We start from the raw sequence: 13,942 nt of genomic DNA, 5'->3' as shown, positions 1-13,942 counted from the left end.
GCTAGATGGCGGCCCAGCCGCCGTCGACGGGCAGGATCACGCCGTTGACGTTGCTGGCGTCGCTGCTCGCGAGCCAGGTGATCGAGGCCGCAAGCTCCTCCGCCTCGGCGAAGGTGGGGATGATCGCCATCAGCGGCCCGAGGCGCTCCTGCGCCCAGGCGGACTTGAACGGCGCCTCGATGTTGGTCTTCACGGCGCCCGGGGCGACGGCGTTCGCCCGGATGCCCTTCGGCCCGTAGACCACCGCGACGCTCTTGGTCAGCCCGTTGAGGGCGTGCTTGGAGGCGGCGTAGGCGACCCCCGACGCGGATGCCCGCAGGCTGGCCTCCGAGGACACGTTCACGATCGCGCCGTGTTCGGCCTCGATCATGCCCGGCAGCACCGCGCGGGTGAGCCGCATGACCGAGGTGAGGTTCACCGCGAACACGCGCTCCCAGGTGGCGTCGTCGATCTCGGCCAGCGGGAGGAACGCATCCATGATGCCGGCCACGTTCGCGAGCACGTCCACCGTGCCGCCCGCGGCCGTGACCAGGGCCTGAGCCGTGTCCTCCAGGCTCACATCACCGACGAGGGTCGTGATGTCGAGGTCGGGGAAGTCCGCGGTCAACTGGTCCAGGCGGTCCGCCACCACGTCGGTGGCGATGACCCTGGCGCCCTCGCGGGCGAAACGGATGGCCGTGGCGCGCCCGATTCCGGACCCGGCCCCGGTCACGATCGCGGTCTGGCCCTGGAAGCGGTTCGGGATGAATTCGATACTCATGGAATGCTCCTCACCGAACAACTGGCCGCCCGAATGCGGCCCTATCCACTGTCTAGCACTCGCTCCCCGCCGCGGGCTATCGGCTCCGCGAGAATTCGGAGGCCGCGACGATCTGCTCCGGGGTCGGACGAACCCCGGTGTATCGCTCGAACTGCTCCGCAGCTTGCAGCGCGATGAGCTCTGCGCCCGTGATGACGACCTTCCCGGCCGCCCGGGCGGCGCGGATCAGCGGAGTCTCGGCCGGCAGGGCGACGACGTCGAACACCGTGGTCGCGGCGGCGATGGCCGCGTCCGAGTAGGCCGAGTCATTCGACTCCGCCCCTCCGGCCATCCCGATCGGGGTCACGTTGACGATCAGCGGGGCGGTCAGCCCGGTCGGCTCGGCCACCCACCGAAATCCGAGCTCGTCGGCGAGGGCGCGCCCCTTGCTCTCGTTCCGGGCGATCAGGGTGCCCTGCTCGAAGCCGGAATCGCGGAACGCCGCCGCGACCGCCTTGGCCATCCCGCCACTGCCGCGGAGCAGGAACGGCGTGGCGGGGTCGATACCGCGCGCGCGAATCAGCTCGGCCGCGGCGATGTAGTCGGTGTTCGAGGCCCGCAGGCAGCCCTCGTCGTTCACGATCGTGTTGATCGACCGGATGGCGGTCGCGGACGCGTCCATCTCGTCGACCAGCGCGATGACGTCCTCTTTGAACGGCATCGACACGGAGCACCCACGGATGCCCAGCGCCCGCACCCCGCCGATGGCCGTGGCGATGTCCGTGGTCGTGAACGCCTTGTAGATGAAGTCGAGGCCCAACTCCGCGTAGAGGTAGTTGTGGAAGCGCGTGCCGAGGTTGCTCGGCCGGGCAGCGAGGGAGATGCAGAGGCGGGTGTCTTTGTTCAACGCTGGTTTCAGGGGCATGGGTCAAGGCTACGCGGCGGGGTGACCGGAGCCGGTGTCGCCCCGAAGGTCGCGGGGAAGGGCGCGAGGGTTCCCCGGGCGACCTACACTGCCGGAATGAGAATCGCTTTCCTCGGAGACGTGATGCTCGGTCGGCTCGTCAACGAGCATCTGGCCGAGTCGGCCGACCCGGCCTTCCCGTGGGGCGACACCCTGCCGGTCCTGGCCGACGCCGACCTGCGGATCGGCAACCTGGAGTGCGTGCTCTCGGATGACGGCACGCCGTGGCCGGGGAAGGTGTTCCACTTCCGCTCCGCTACCCGGAACGCCGGATGCCTGACGGCCGCGGGCATCGACATCGTCTCCCTGGCCAACAACCATGTGCTCGACTACGGCACGGGCGCGCTCGAAGACATGCTCGGGACGCTCGACCGGTATCGGATCGGGCGTGCCGGCGCCGGTCGCGACGAGGACGAGGCCCGGCGGCCGGCCTACTGGCGAAACGACGAGGCCACGGTGGGGTTCATCGCGGTGACGGACAACGAACCGGGGTGGGTAGCCGGCCCGGGGCATCCGGGTGTGCACTACGTTCCGGTCGACCTGCCGGATGCCCGCGTCGACGACCTCCTCCGGCTCGTGCGGCAGATCAGCGGCCGGGTGGACCTCCTGATCGTCTCCGCCCACTGGGGCGGCAACTGGGGTCGCTCGGTCCCGGCCGAGCACCGGGTGTTCGCGCACGCGATGATCGATGCCGGCGCCGGAGTCGTCTACGGGCATTCGCCGCACATCGTGCGGGCGGTCGAGGTCTACCGCAGTCGGCCGATCATCTACAGCGCGGGCGATTTCGTGGACGACTACGCGGTCGACCCCGTGGAACGCAACGATCAGGCCTTCGTTTTCGTGCTCGAGACGAGCGGCGCGGTACCGCGCGCACTGCGGCTGTATCCGACCCGGATCGTCGGTTTCCAGGCCCGGCTCGCCGGCGCGGAGGCGCGGCCGATCGCCCGGCGACTGGAGCAGCTGAACGCCGCGCTCGGCACGCCCGCTCAGTGGCTGGAGTCCGAGAGCTGCCTGCTCATCCGGTTCGACGGGGCAGCCTGGGCGAATGAGGTCGACTGAGACCGTCAGCCGATTCGGGCCACCGTGACCGTGATCGCGTCCACCGGCCCGGTGCCGGACCGGTCGAGCTGCTCCGCGATGGCGTCGTGTACGCGGCGGCACACGTCGGTGGCGGCGAATGACTCGACGATGCCGATCTTGACCGAAACGCTCAGACCCGACTTTCCCTGAGCGATCTCTACGGAACCAGCCGAGGGTGATCGGCCGGTCACCGCGTCAACCGCCGTGGCGATCACGGCGGCCACGAGTGGGGCGGACGAGTACAGCTCGTCCACGCCGGGGACGGCCCGGATCAGGTCGTCGAGTTGCTCCTCGGAGGGGAGGACGTCACTCATCGGTGCTCGATTCCGTTCGCGGGGCGGCGGCTGCTGCGACTCCGGCGTAGAGGTCGCGGATCGTGATGTCGACCGCGGCAACGGTGAGGTCGGTGTGCTGGCGCAGGGCGGCGTAGACCGCCTGCCGCAGGGCGTCTGCTGTGGCCGGGATATTCTCACCCTCTCGGATCGAGGCATCGACACGCACGGTGATGGGTGTACCCGGCACGGTCACGTCGCCGTCCAGACCGCACCGGCCCACGATGATGTTCGGGAGGCTGTCACCCGCGGCCCGCAGAATGCCGCGCACGGCCCCTTCGGTCACGACCAGGCGTGCGGCCGGCGAGGGGTGCTCGATCGGGATGTCGCGCCCTGCGCGTGCCTCGAGGCTGATGTGCGCCAGGATCGACGACACCCAGCCGTCACCGCCCTCGACTTCGCGCCGCACGTCCTCGTCCAAAAGGGCGCGGTGCGCCTTCCGAAGCCGCTGCATCCCCTTCAGGGCGATCTGGCACTCCGGGGAGCCGTCGATACTCGGGTCGGCGGGCGTGCGGTCCCGATCGAGATATTCGCTCAGCTGTTCAAAGGTGTGACCGTCGTACTGCGCGAGTTCGCGAGCGGTGTCGTCATCAGCGACGGATGTTGCGGAGGGATCATTCGATGAGGTCATCGCCATTCCTCCATCTCGTGAAGCAGGGTTTTGCGTGCTCGGGCCAATAATCCGCGAATCGTCGAGACGGGCAGTTCCAGCTGTTCGGCGATCTCGCCGTAGCTGCACTCTGCCAGTTCCCGGAGCATCCAGCAGCGTCGCTGGTCTTCGGGCAGTGTAGCGAGAACACGTGTGAGTTCTTCCGTCTGTGACTCCGCTTCCACGAGTCTATGCGGGGATTCGTGTTCCGGAGCCGCGGCATCCGTGAGGTCGATGTCCACGTGCCGACGCCGTGCGCGCACCCGGTCGATGCTCTTGCGACTGACGATCCGCATCAGCCAGCTCTTGACGGCGGCGCCGTTCTCGAGGGTGGGAAGCTGCTGCCAGGCCGTGATGAAGGCCTCCTGCACGACGTCGTCCATCTCGTCGTTCGACCCCAGGACCCGGCTGGCATACACCCGCATCAGCGGGCCGTAGCGGCGCACGAGCACCTCGAAGGCCCGCATGTCCCCGTCCGCGGCGCGATCGGCCAGGGTCTGGTCGGGGAAGGACTCGAGGGGAGACGCGAGCGGCGCCCGAGTCGGGGTCGTTGTCATCGTCCCTCCGCCTCCTTCACCGCCGTGTTCAAAAAACTTTTGACAAATACGTGTGACAAATATGGCACAACCCACGTCTTATCACTGACAGCCTCAATCGCAGACCCGAAGGATGCCCGATGTTCCACTCACTCGCCGCCGATGACACCAAACCTGCCGGTGCCGTCCTGCCCACGTTCGATGCGTTGCTCATCGGGCCGGCCGATGACGATGGCGATGATGATGTGGACGCCGGGGAACCGACGGCTGCGAGCATGTTCGTCTGGCGCACCCGCGCCTGGCTGCCACCCACGAGACATCAACCGAAAGGGAACACGCCATGAGCGCATCCGACAAGATCGAGAACGCCGCCGAAGACCTCAAGGGCAAGGCCACCGAGGCCGTCGGCCGGGCCACGAATGACGACTCCAAGATCGCCGAAGGCAAGGCCGAGCAGTCCAAGGCCAGCGTGAAGAAGGCCGGCGAAAACGTCAAGGACGCTTTCAAGCACTGAGCCTTCACCTCCAGACTGGCGCTCGGGTAACCGGGGCGCCGCACGACCGGGGGCCGCGAAACGACAGGGGCGAACCGCGGCCTCCGACCACTCTTCACGCTCCGTGCTAGCGTGCGGGGATGAAGCAGAAAGAGATGTTTCTCCAGGCGGATGCCGCGTTGCGCTCCGTGCTCGACCGGCTCATTCCAACGCAGCTCACGATGCCGGCTCCGTCCGACTGGACACGCAGGCCGGATCCGACCCTGGGCGACATCGTCGCCGAGCACGCTCGTGACGAGGCCTGGGTGCCCGACGTTCTCTCCGGACGCACGATCGACGAGGTCGGCGACACGTACGACGGCGACCTCCTCGGACAGGATCCGATCGCGGCCTACGACCGACTGAACGACCTCGCCACCGGCGCCGTCAACCGTGAACTCGATCCCGACGCGATCGTTCATCTCAGTTACGGCGATTTCACGCTTGCCGAGTACCTGCAGCACGTGAGCATCTACCGTGCGTTCCAGGCGTGGTCGATCGCGCGCTTGATCGGGCTCGACTACTCCCTGCCGGCACCTCTGGTCGAGAACCTCTGGGAGCAGATCGTTCCCCAGGCGGATGCCTGGCGCACCATGGGCGTGTTCGGGCCGGAAATCGACGTGTCGCCGCAGGCCGATCTCGAAACCCGGCTGCTCGGCAAGACCGGCTACTGGGTGCCGTGACGCCGGGGGTGCCGCCAGCCGATCAGATCCAGTCGTTGCGTTTGAACAGCAGGTAGAGCAGCCCCGAGAGGCCGAGGATCAGTGCGCCGGAGGTGTAATACCCGAGCGGCTGGGCGAATCCGGGGTAGGGAACGTTCTGGCCGTAGAACCCGGTGATGGCGGTGGGCACGGCGATGATAGCCGCGTACCCGGTGACCTTCTTGGTGATCACGTTGAGCCGGTTGCCCTGAATGGCGAGATTGGCCTCGAGGATGCTGGTGGCCAGGTCCCGCAGGCTCTCGGTCCACTCCATGGCCCGCAGCACGTGGTCGTACACGTCCTGGAAATAGGGACCCATCTCGTCCTGGAGCAGGTGCAGGTCGCGGCGCAGCAGCGTGTTCACAACCTCGCGCATCGGGAGGATGATCCGCCGCAGCGTCACCAGGCTCTTGCGCAGTTCGAAGGAGCGCCGCTGAACCTGTTCCTGGTCGCTGTTGGGAAGGAACAGAAGGTCTTCGAGATCCTCGATCTCGTCGTCCAGCGCCTCGACCGCCTCGAAATACCCGTCGACGAGGTAGTCCAGCAGGCCGTGAAGGAGGTAGGAGACCCCATTCGTGGCCAGGTCCGGGGTGGAATCCCAGCGGTTCACCACCGCGTCCAGGTCGAATCGGCCGTTCTTGTGCACGGTCACCAGCGCCTGGTCGGTGATGAACGCGGCGATCTCGTTCGTGCTGACCCGGGCCGTGGACTTCTCCAGGCTGATGGAATACGCGGACAGGAACAGGTGGTCCGGGTAACGGTCGAGCTTGGGCCGCTGCCGCAGGTTGAGGGCGTCCTCGACCGCCAGTTCGTGCAGACCGAGCTCGTCGGCCAGGAGGGCCAGGTCGCTTTCGTCGGGGTCGGACAGGTCGACCCAGACGACGCTGGCGGGCAGGGCGAGATGCTCGGACACGTCGACGAGGGGGAAATCCTCGTCGACGAGGATTCCGTCGCGGTAACAGCGGGTTCGGGTGCGCACAGCTCAGTCAAGCGCGAACGCCCGGACTCGGGCCCCGGGCGCGCCGCGATCAGCGAATCACGAGGGTCCAGTCGGCGACGGCCGCCAGGGTGTCGAGCACCTGCGTGTGCCCGGCATCCGTCAGGACGATGCTCACGGTCGGCGCGCCCACCGTGGTGGTCACGGCGAGTCGCGCGGTGGCGTCGTCGTGCGACCAGCGGAGCTCGAGGGCGTCGTCGCCGGTGACGCCCCAGGAGAAGTCACCGTCGAACGCGGGGTGGGTCGACCGCAGCCGGGCGAGGCCGAGCTGCGCCCGGGTGATGTCGGTCGTCAGGGCCTGCTCGATCTCCCCGGCCGTGTAGACGTGGCGGTTCACGTCCCGCCCGTTGCCGGTGCGGGCGAACAGTGCGGAGTCGTCGAGCCCGCCGAGGAGGCCGACGTAGTAGACCTGCGGGCGACCGGGCAGGAAATGCTGCACGGCGCGGGCCAGGAAGTAGGGCAGGTCCTCGCCGCCGAGCACGCTGAAGAACGTCGCGTTGATCTGGTGCGGCAGGGTGAACCACTCGGGCACCACGGATGCGATCGTGGAGTGGCCGGCCGTGGCCGTGTGCGCCCGCGCGAAGATGTCCACCATGTCGTCGTGGGTCAGCAGGCCGGGCTTCGTTCCGATCGGACCCGCGTCGATGATGCCGATGCCGTCGTGGGTGTCGAGCACGGTGATCGCGTTCTCCGGCCGGATCTCGAACCAGCGGGCGAGCCGGTCCACCGTTCCGGTGCCCAGCGAGTGCAGGAGCAGCGGCGCGAGCGCGAAGTCGTAGACGCGGTCCACGATCGGGGCGATCGCGAGCTGCTGGCTGTAATGCGCGTGCACCTCGACCAGCACCTCCAGCTTCTCCTCGTGCGCCATCTCCACGACCGTGCGGGCGAACGCGAGGGTCTGCTCCGTCATGAAACTGTCGGTGCCCGGCGTCTTGACGGCGTACCCGACGGCATCCAGGCGCACGGTCGTGACCCCGCCGCCGGCCAGCGTCTTCAGCACCCGGGCCAGGTAGGCGAGGGCCGCGGGGTGGTGCACGTCCAGGTCGACCTGGGTGGGCATGAAGGTCGTCCAGACCAGGTGGCGACTGCCGTCGGCGCCCTGGTAGGCCGAGAAAGGGAGGCCGGGCCGCGGCCGGTAGAACGCGGTGATGTCCTTCTCGGTGCCCCCGTGCGGGAAGACGGTGTCGAAGGTGAGGAACATGCCCTCGTAGGCGGAGGCGGTGCCGCGCGCGAGCCAATCGACGAATTCGACCGAGGAGGAGGAGACGTGGTTGACGATCAGGTCCGCTGTCAGACCGCGCGTGCCGGCCAGGCTGCGCATGTCGTCCCAGGTGCCCAGGCGCGGGTCCACCGCGGCATGGTCGATCGGGTCGAAGCCGGCATCCGCTCCGTCGAAGGGAACATAGAACGGCAGCACGTGCACGCTCCCGAAGGCCCGCAGCGGCCCGTCGAGCAGTGCCCGCAGATCGTGGATGGTGCCACCCAGACGGTCGGCGTAGACGAGCAACTCGACATTGGTCATGGTGCACTCCCTGTTCGTTCCGGCACCGCACGAGCGGTGACGATTCAGAAGTTACGACACCCGCTCGGCCAGTGCAATTCCGGCGCGACCGCGGGGGAGCAGAGCCAGCGTGAGGGCTCCGGCCAGGGCGGCGAGGCCGGCCACCATGCCCGCGGTGCCCAGCCAGCCGAAGCTGACGAAGAAAACCCCGCCCAGCCAGCCGAACAGGCTCGAGCCGGCGTAGTACGAGAAGTTGTAGAGCGACGAGGCCTGCGCGCGCCCGGTGGTGGCATCGCTTCCGGTCCAGCCGGAGGCGATCGCGTGCGCGGCGAAGAACCCCGCGGTGGCCACGACCAGGCCGATCAGCACCGGCAGGACCGCGGTCGTCAGGGTCAGGAGCACCCCGGTGACCATGACCGCGATCGAGACGAGGAGAACGTCGCGGCGACCGAACCGGGATGCGAGGATGCCGGCCTGGGCCGAGGACCACGTGCCGGCGAGATAGGCGATGAAGACGAGGCTGATCAGGGTCTGCGGCAGGTTGAACGGCGGTGCTGCGAGCCGGAAGCCGAGGTAGTTGTAGAGGGCGACGAAGCCGCCCATCAGGAGGAACCCCTGGGCGTACAAGGCCAGCTGCCGCGGTGAGCGGAGGTTGACGGCGAGCAGGCGATGGAGGCTCTCCGCGGGGTTTCGCGCACGCGCCCGTCGCGGAACGAAGCCCCGCGGTTTCGGGGCGAGGGCCACGAACAGTGCAGCCGCGACCGCGCAGAGGACTGCCACGGAGAAGACCCCGATGCGCCAGTTCGACAGCTCGGCGACGGGTCCAGCCACGAGCCGGCCGAGCAGACCGCCGATGGTGGTGCCTGCGACATAGGTGCCGGCCGCGCGCGCGGCGTGGCCGGGCGTGATCTCTTCGCTGAGATAGGCGATGGCGATGGCGGGAACGCCCCCGATCATCAGGCCCTCCAGCAGTCGCCCGGTCAGGAGCAGCGGGAAGGTGGGCGCGAACGGCACCACGAGCCCGAACACGGTGGCCGCCGTGACGGCGACGGTCATCGCCCGCACGCGACCGATGTGGTCGGCGACCGCCGACCACGGGATGACGCCGATCGCCAGGCCCAGCGTGGAGGCGGAGACCACGAGGGCGGCGGTCGCCGCGCCGACGTGCAGGTCCGCTGCGATCTGGGGCAGCGTCGCCTGGGGCGAATAGAGCTGGGCGAAGGTCGCGATGCCGGCGAAGAACAGGCCGGCCAGGAGCCGGCGGTAGTCGCGGCTGCCGCGGGAGTGCCCCGTCCAGGCGCGGGGCAGCCCGGATGCCGGGGGAGCGGAGCGGGGTGCGGTCATTGCTGCACCCACGCTACGCCAGAGCGCGCTCCACCCCCGCCGTGAGGCCGGCCGGCCCCTACTCGGGCACGACCAGTGCGGGAGTGTCCTGGCGCAGGGTCTCACCGCGGAAGAAGCTCGGCTGGCGCCAGTAGGTCAGGCCCATCACGGCGACGCCCAGGAGCAGCAGTCCGACGCCGATCACGAAGACCAGCCCGATCCCGAAGACCTCGGAACCGCTTCCGAAGTCGGGGCTCCAGCTGCTCACCGCGGTCTGAACGAAGACGATGCTGAGCATCAGGCCCCCGAGTCCCGGGACGAGCAGGCGCATGAAGAAATTTCGGATGCTGCTGAACAGGCTCTGCCGGAAGTACCAGACGCAGGCGAAGGAGGTGAGCGCGTAGTAGAAGCAGATCATCAGGCCCAGGGACATGATGGTGTCGTTGAGAACGTTGACGCTGATGATCGTCATGACCGCGTAGAACCCGCCCGCGATGGCGCCGGCGGCGATCGTGGCGTAGCCGGGGGAGCCGAACCGCTTGCTGATGCTGGCGAACTTCGGCGGGAGCGCGTTGTAGTGGGCCATCGCCAGCAGTGTCCGTGCCGGCGATGTCATCGTGGACTGCAGCGAGGAGGCGGAGCTGGCCAGCACGGCCAGGGACATCAGAACGGCGAGCGGCCCCATGATCGGCGACGCGATGGCCGCGAAGATGTTGCCCTGGTTGTCCGGGTTGCTGAGCCCGATGCCGTCGACACCGATGCCGGACACCATCATGGTCGCCACGATCAGAGCGAGGTAGAGCCCGAGCACGACGAGCGCGGTCAGGGTTCCCGCCTTGCCGGCCGTCTTCTGGCCGCCCTTGGTCTCCTCGTTCATGGTGAGGCAGACATCCCAGCCCCAGTAGACGAAGATCGCCAGCGAGATTCCGGCGGCGAACTGGCTGAAGCTCTGCACCTGGGTGGGATCGAACCACTCCCAGCTGAAGGGGATGGCCGTGGTCGAGGCGGCGGCGCCGGCGCCGATCAGGGCCGAGACGGTGAAGATGCCGAGCACGACCAGCTGGAACCCGACCAGGCCGTACTGCACGAGCTTCGTGGCGTGCAGGCCGCGGTAGCTGACCCAGACGGCGAGGGCGACGAAGGCCAGGCAGGTGATGATGTTCACCGCGGTGTTGTCGGCGAGGTCGGCGAGGGCGGGATTGCCGGAGACCTCGCCGAGGAAGACGTAGAAGAAGCTGACGGCGACGCCGGCCAGGCTGGAGAGCACGATGATGTTGGCGGCGAGCATGCCCCAACCGCCCATCCAGCCGACGAACGGTCCGAACGCCTTGGTGGTCCAGGTGAACGACGTTCCGCTGTCCGGGGAGTCGGCGTTGAGCTCACGGTAGGCCAGTGCCACCAGGATCATCGGGATGAAGGCGACGATGAAGATCGCCGGAACCTGGAATCCGACCTCGCTCACGGTCGCACCGAGCGAGCTGGTCAGGCTGTAGGCGGGGGCGACCGAGGAGACGCCCATCACGACGACGGCCAGCAGGCCCAGCTGCCCGCCCTTGAGTCCCTTGCCCGTGATGCCGTGGCGGGTGCCCGCCGCGTCGTGGATCTGAGCGCTGTGCGCGTGAGCGGGGGTGCCCGGAGCCGGTGCGGCCCTGGTGGAAACTTCGGTCATGATGACTCTTTCGGGAAGCAGGGCGCGCGCGTCAGCTCTGACGAGGCGTCGTGGGGAGGGGGTTTGTGACTCAAAATGAATTGAGTTCGTTTAGTTTGGGTGTGGACCTGCGAGATTGCAAGCGAATGAAGAAAACTGCCTGCAGATCGTTGCCGAGGCGGATCAGTCGGCCGAGGCCTTTTGCCGGGTCGAGTCCAGTTGGGCCAGGAGGGCGTCCAGGCCGAACCGGAACGCGACGTCGGCCGGCTCGCCGGTGTCCCGGTCCTGGGCGGCGACCGCGGCGGTGAAGGTCGGGCTGGTGCCGGACAGGTCCGCGGTGTCGAAGATGTCGGCGGGGGCCGTGGCGTCCAGGGCGGAGCCGAAGATGAACGACTCCAGGGCAACGATGCCCGGCACGATCAGGGCTGCCGGTACCCCGGCTGCGGCCAGGCCGACGGCGACTTTCTCGTACATCTTCAGGGTCTCGGGGGCGCCGGCGACGGGCAGCACGGCGACGATGGGAATCAGGGGAACGTGGCCGGCGAAGACGTCACGGTAGGACCAGGCCCAGCGGCGCACCGCGGCGTCCCACGGCTCCGCGGTGAACCCGCTGACGTCCACTTGGGTCATCACGTGGTCCTGTAACCATCGCAGTACCTCCTGCTTGGAGGTGACGTGGTTGTAGAGGGCCGACGGGGCTACGCTCAGGCGCCGGGCCAGGCTCGACATCGTGAAGGCGCCGTAACCCTCGACTCCGATCACGGTCAGCGCCGCCTCGGTGATGAGCTTCCGGGACAAAACGTTTTCGTGCGGTCGTCCGGCTCGGCGCTGACGGCCCGCGGACTCCTGCCCGGTGGCGGCCGATGGTGCGGCGGGCGATCCGTCTGCCATGGTGGGGGCTCATTTCCGGGTGGGGGAGACTGGCCTGAGATCGGCGGCCAGCAGCGGGATACACGCTACGCCACCGGGCTTCTTGCATACCCCCAGGGGTATGTGCGAGACTGGGGCGATCCACCGCATCCGTTGCGGTCGGCTGACTCCGGAGGATACCCATGATCGTGAAGCAGTACTACATCGGGTGTCTCTCGCGCGGCGGCCGACGCTCCAGCGTGGCCCCGAACGCCTGGGCCGCACTGCGCGTGCCGGCGCACGCCTGATCATGGGGGTACTTCTCCTCGCCCTGCCGCTCGGACTGCTGGTCGGCGGCCTGCTCGGGCTCGTCGGGGCCGGCGGCTCGATCATCGCCGTCCCCGCCCTCGTCTACGCGCTGGGGCTCAGCCCCGCCGAGGCCATCCCCTCCTCGCTGATCGTCGTGGGCCTGGCCGCGCTGGTCGGGGTGCTGCCGCGCATCCGTCAGGGCGTCGACTGGAGCACGGCGACGATCGTCGCGCTCGCCGGCATCCCGGCCGCCTGGCTGGGTGCGGCCGTCAACCGGATGCTCGACCCGAACCTGCTCATGCTCGTGTTCGCCGCCCTGATGGTGATCGCCGGCATCCGGATGATCCCGAAGCGGGGCCAGGCGGCCGTTGTGAGCCCCGAGCGCCGCAACCTGCGCACCCACGTGCCCCGGGCCCTGCTGGTGGGGGCGCTGGTGGGGTTCCTGACCGGCCTGCTCGGCATCGGCGGCGGTTTCATCATCGTGCCGGCGCTGACCCTCGTGCTCGGCCTGGGCATCGGAGTCGCCGTGGGCACGTCCCTCGTGATCATCGTGATCAACTCGGCCGCGGGACTGGCCGCGTACGCCAGCACGCTGGCGCTGGACTGGCCCCTCGTGCTGACCTTCGCGGGAGCCGCCATCGCGGGCTCGCTGGTCGCCGCCCGATTCGCCACCCGGCTCTCCGAACGCAAGGTCAAAGCCACCTTCGCCGGCGTCGTGCTGGTCGTCGCCGCCGGGGTGAGCGTGGCCAGCGTCTACGCCCTGGTCACCGGCTGAGCTCCGCACCTGCACCCGCACCCGTTTCTTCATCACCGAAAGGACCCGTTCCATGGGAATGCTCGACTCACTCAAGGCCATCTTCACCAAGCCCTACAAGACCATCGGGGTGGCAGAAGCCAAACAGCTGATGGCCTCGGGGGCGACCCTGGTCGATGTGCGCAGCCAGGACGAATGGCGCAGCGGACATTCGCCGCAGGCCAAGCACGTGCCGCTGGACCGACTGCAGACCAGCACGGCCGGCATCCCCAAACACCGCCCCGTCGTGGCGATCTGCCGGTCCGGCGCGCGCTCCGCCTCCGCCGCCCGGCTGCTGGCCGAGAAGGGGTATGTGTCGTATTCGGTGCGCGGCGGCATGGGCGCCTGGCGCCAGGCCGGCGAACAGGTGCGCTGACCGGCGCGACTGACCCGTTTCACCTCACGAGAAAGAAGGAAGCCGAATGGCCACACTCACTCTGACCGACGCCACGTTCAACCAGACCGTGGCCGACAACGACATCGTCCTGGTGGACTTCTGGGCGGCCTGGTGCGGACCGTGCCGGTCCTTCGCGCCGACCTTCGAGGCCGGCTCGGAGCAGCATCCGGATGTTGCCTTCGGCAAGGTCGACACCGAGGCCCAGCAGCAGCTCGCCCGCACATACTCGATCTCGTCGATCCCGACCCTGATGGCGTTCAAGGAGCAGATGCCGGTCTTCTCCCAGGCGGGAGCGCTGAACCCGACCCAGCTCGAGACGCTGGTGCAGGCGCTGAAGACCCTCGATATGGACGTCGTGCGTGCCCGGCTCGCCGCGCAGGCGGCCGCGCCACCCGCTTCGCAACCGACCGCCCCGTAGCCCCTAACCAATTCGACGGAGATTCTCGCTTAAAACCTGTGTTCCTGAGCGTTTGAGGCCGTTTCGGGCAAAATCTCGGCTCTCCTGCTGCATCTGTGGGTCTTTCGGAGCGCCTTAACGGCCGCACGCCGCTTCCTGTCTAGGTTTCTGACTGTCAAGGAAAGAAACTTTATA

At 68.3% G+C, this 13,942-nt stretch carries 17 protein-coding genes; 7 read left to right on the top strand and 10 right to left on the bottom strand.

Going from position 1 to position 13,942, the window contains the following annotated elements; translation table 11 throughout:
• Position 1: 1 nt before the first annotated feature.
• Both E3T24_RS08360 and E3T24_RS08355 read right to left on the bottom strand, forming a co-directional pair.
• The gene (locus tag E3T24_RS08360; protein WP_134405937.1) at positions 2-760 is read right to left on the bottom strand and encodes an SDR family NAD(P)-dependent oxidoreductase; all 759 of its coding nucleotides are present in this window, start codon (positions 758-760) and stop codon (positions 2-4) included.
• A gap of 76 nt (positions 761-836) precedes the next feature.
• Complete coding sequence (locus tag E3T24_RS08355; RefSeq protein ID WP_134366816.1) at positions 837-1,664, bottom strand: shikimate 5-dehydrogenase; 828 nt, start codon at positions 1,662-1,664, stop codon at positions 837-839.
• Between the two features lie 96 nt (positions 1,665-1,760).
• Between E3T24_RS08355 and E3T24_RS08350 the strand changes: the two genes are divergently transcribed.
• Complete coding sequence (locus E3T24_RS08350; RefSeq protein WP_134366815.1) at positions 1,761-2,762, top strand: CapA family protein; 1,002 nt, start codon at positions 1,761-1,763, stop codon at positions 2,760-2,762.
• A gap of 5 nt (positions 2,763-2,767) precedes the next feature.
• Here the strand turns inward: E3T24_RS08350 and E3T24_RS08345 are convergent, their stop codons facing one another.
• The 3 genes from E3T24_RS08345 to E3T24_RS08335 are packed head-to-tail and all read right to left on the bottom strand — an operon-like array spanning position 2,768 to position 4,321.
• Entirely contained in the window at positions 2,768-3,097 is a 330-nt protein-coding gene (locus E3T24_RS08345; protein ID WP_134366814.1) for a hypothetical protein, read from the bottom strand.
• A complete protein-coding gene (locus E3T24_RS08340; protein WP_174776168.1) occupies positions 3,090-3,746 on the bottom strand; it encodes an Asp23/Gls24 family envelope stress response protein in 657 nt (218 codons plus the stop codon). The genes E3T24_RS08345 and E3T24_RS08340 overlap by 8 nt, the downstream gene beginning before the upstream one ends.
• Complete coding sequence (locus tag E3T24_RS08335) at positions 3,743-4,321, bottom strand: RNA polymerase sigma factor (protein WP_134366813.1); 579 nt, start codon at positions 4,319-4,321, stop codon at positions 3,743-3,745. Before E3T24_RS08335 ends, E3T24_RS08340 begins: the two co-directional genes overlap by 4 nt.
• Before the next feature lie 119 nt (positions 4,322-4,440).
• Here E3T24_RS08335 and E3T24_RS08330 point away from each other — a divergent pair, with 119 nt between their 5' ends.
• From E3T24_RS08330 to E3T24_RS08320, 3 genes are all read left to right on the top strand, one after another.
• The gene (locus E3T24_RS08330; RefSeq protein WP_134366812.1) at positions 4,441-4,644 is read left to right on the top strand and encodes a hypothetical protein; all 204 of its coding nucleotides are present in this window, start codon (positions 4,441-4,443) and stop codon (positions 4,642-4,644) included.
• A complete protein-coding gene (locus E3T24_RS08325; RefSeq protein ID WP_134366811.1) occupies positions 4,641-4,814 on the top strand; it encodes a CsbD family protein in 174 nt (57 codons plus the stop codon). The genes E3T24_RS08330 and E3T24_RS08325 overlap by 4 nt, the downstream gene beginning before the upstream one ends.
• A gap of 119 nt (positions 4,815-4,933) precedes the next feature.
• On the top strand, positions 4,934-5,515 hold the full coding sequence (locus E3T24_RS08320; protein ID WP_134366810.1) for a hypothetical protein: 582 nt from the start codon (positions 4,934-4,936) through the stop codon (positions 5,513-5,515).
• Positions 5,516-5,537: 22 nt separating this feature from the next.
• Here the strand turns inward: E3T24_RS08320 and E3T24_RS08315 are convergent, their stop codons facing one another.
• The 5 genes from E3T24_RS08315 to E3T24_RS08295 form a co-directional block, all read right to left on the bottom strand.
• Positions 5,538-6,512: a magnesium transporter CorA family protein gene (locus E3T24_RS08315; RefSeq protein WP_134366809.1), complete on the bottom strand. Its 975-nt coding sequence runs from the start codon at positions 6,510-6,512 to the stop codon at positions 5,538-5,540.
• A gap of 49 nt (positions 6,513-6,561) precedes the next feature.
• Positions 6,562-8,052, bottom strand: coding sequence for an alpha-amylase family glycosyl hydrolase (locus E3T24_RS08310; RefSeq protein WP_134366808.1), 1,491 nt, complete (start codon positions 8,050-8,052; stop codon positions 6,562-6,564).
• 51 nt (positions 8,053-8,103) lie between these two features.
• Positions 8,104-9,375: an MFS transporter gene (locus tag E3T24_RS08305; RefSeq protein WP_134434506.1), complete on the bottom strand. Its 1,272-nt coding sequence runs from the start codon at positions 9,373-9,375 to the stop codon at positions 8,104-8,106.
• A gap of 58 nt (positions 9,376-9,433) precedes the next feature.
• Entirely contained in the window at positions 9,434-11,023 is a 1,590-nt protein-coding gene (locus E3T24_RS08300; protein ID WP_134366806.1) for an APC family permease, read from the bottom strand.
• A 162-nt stretch (positions 11,024-11,185) separates the two neighbouring features.
• The gene (locus E3T24_RS08295) at positions 11,186-11,893 is read right to left on the bottom strand and encodes a TetR/AcrR family transcriptional regulator (protein ID WP_134366805.1); all 708 of its coding nucleotides are present in this window, start codon (positions 11,891-11,893) and stop codon (positions 11,186-11,188) included.
• Between the two features lie 268 nt (positions 11,894-12,161).
• On the opposite strand from E3T24_RS08295, the gene E3T24_RS08290 reads away from it, so the two are divergent.
• Genes E3T24_RS08290 through trxA form a run of 3 tightly spaced genes read left to right on the top strand, consistent with a single transcriptional unit; the run spans position 12,162 to position 13,768 of the window.
• The gene (locus E3T24_RS08290) at positions 12,162-12,935 is read left to right on the top strand and encodes a sulfite exporter TauE/SafE family protein (RefSeq protein ID WP_134366804.1); all 774 of its coding nucleotides are present in this window, start codon (positions 12,162-12,164) and stop codon (positions 12,933-12,935) included.
• A gap of 52 nt (positions 12,936-12,987) precedes the next feature.
• On the top strand, positions 12,988-13,329 hold the full coding sequence (locus tag E3T24_RS08285) for a rhodanese-like domain-containing protein (RefSeq protein WP_134366803.1): 342 nt from the start codon (positions 12,988-12,990) through the stop codon (positions 13,327-13,329).
• A gap of 46 nt (positions 13,330-13,375) precedes the next feature.
• Complete coding sequence (gene trxA, locus E3T24_RS08280; RefSeq protein WP_134366802.1) at positions 13,376-13,768, top strand: thioredoxin; 393 nt, start codon at positions 13,376-13,378, stop codon at positions 13,766-13,768.
• The last annotated feature ends 174 nt before the right edge of the window (positions 13,769-13,942 follow it).

This window comes from Cryobacterium sp. TmT2-59 (genome assembly GCF_004403545.1).
Taxonomy (GTDB): domain Bacteria; phylum Actinomycetota; class Actinomycetes; order Actinomycetales; family Microbacteriaceae; genus Cryobacterium; species Cryobacterium shii.
The sequence above is the reverse complement of the archived record's forward strand: the minus strand, read 5'-3'. Positions and strand labels throughout refer to the sequence as shown.

Coding starts and splice junctions, on each gene's coding strand:
- E3T24_RS08360 (WP_134405937.1), bottom strand. CDS start 760: ATGAGTATCGAATTCATCCCGAACCGCTTCCAGGGCCAGACCGCGATC.
- E3T24_RS08345 (WP_134366814.1), bottom strand. CDS start 3,097: ATGAGTGACGTCCTCCCCTCCGAGGAGCAACTCGACGACCTGATCCGG.
- E3T24_RS08310 (WP_134366808.1), bottom strand. CDS start 8,052: ATGACCAATGTCGAGTTGCTCGTCTACGCCGACCGTCTGGGTGGCACC.
- trxA (WP_134366802.1), top strand. CDS start 13,376: ATGGCCACACTCACTCTGACCGACGCCACGTTCAACCAGACCGTGGCC.
- E3T24_RS08335 (WP_134366813.1), bottom strand. CDS start 4,321: ATGACAACGACCCCGACTCGGGCGCCGCTCGCGTCTCCCCTCGAGTCC.
- E3T24_RS08300 (WP_134366806.1), bottom strand. CDS start 11,023: ATGACCGAAGTTTCCACCAGGGCCGCACCGGCTCCGGGCACCCCCGCT.
- E3T24_RS08295 (WP_134366805.1), bottom strand. CDS start 11,893: ATGGCAGACGGATCGCCCGCCGCACCATCGGCCGCCACCGGGCAGGAG.
- E3T24_RS08290 (WP_134366804.1), top strand. CDS start 12,162: ATGGGGGTACTTCTCCTCGCCCTGCCGCTCGGACTGCTGGTCGGCGGC.
- E3T24_RS08325 (WP_134366811.1), top strand. CDS start 4,641: ATGAGCGCATCCGACAAGATCGAGAACGCCGCCGAAGACCTCAAGGGC.
- E3T24_RS08355 (WP_134366816.1), bottom strand. CDS start 1,664: ATGCCCCTGAAACCAGCGTTGAACAAAGACACCCGCCTCTGCATCTCC.
- E3T24_RS08320 (WP_134366810.1), top strand. CDS start 4,934: ATGAAGCAGAAAGAGATGTTTCTCCAGGCGGATGCCGCGTTGCGCTCC.
- E3T24_RS08305 (WP_134434506.1), bottom strand. CDS start 9,375: ATGACCGCACCCCGCTCCGCTCCCCCGGCATCCGGGCTGCCCCGCGCC.
- E3T24_RS08330 (WP_134366812.1), top strand. CDS start 4,441: ATGTTCCACTCACTCGCCGCCGATGACACCAAACCTGCCGGTGCCGTC.
- E3T24_RS08340 (WP_174776168.1), bottom strand. CDS start 3,746: ATGACCTCATCGAATGATCCCTCCGCAACATCCGTCGCTGATGACGAC.
- E3T24_RS08285 (WP_134366803.1), top strand. CDS start 12,988: ATGGGAATGCTCGACTCACTCAAGGCCATCTTCACCAAGCCCTACAAG.
- E3T24_RS08350 (WP_134366815.1), top strand. CDS start 1,761: ATGAGAATCGCTTTCCTCGGAGACGTGATGCTCGGTCGGCTCGTCAAC.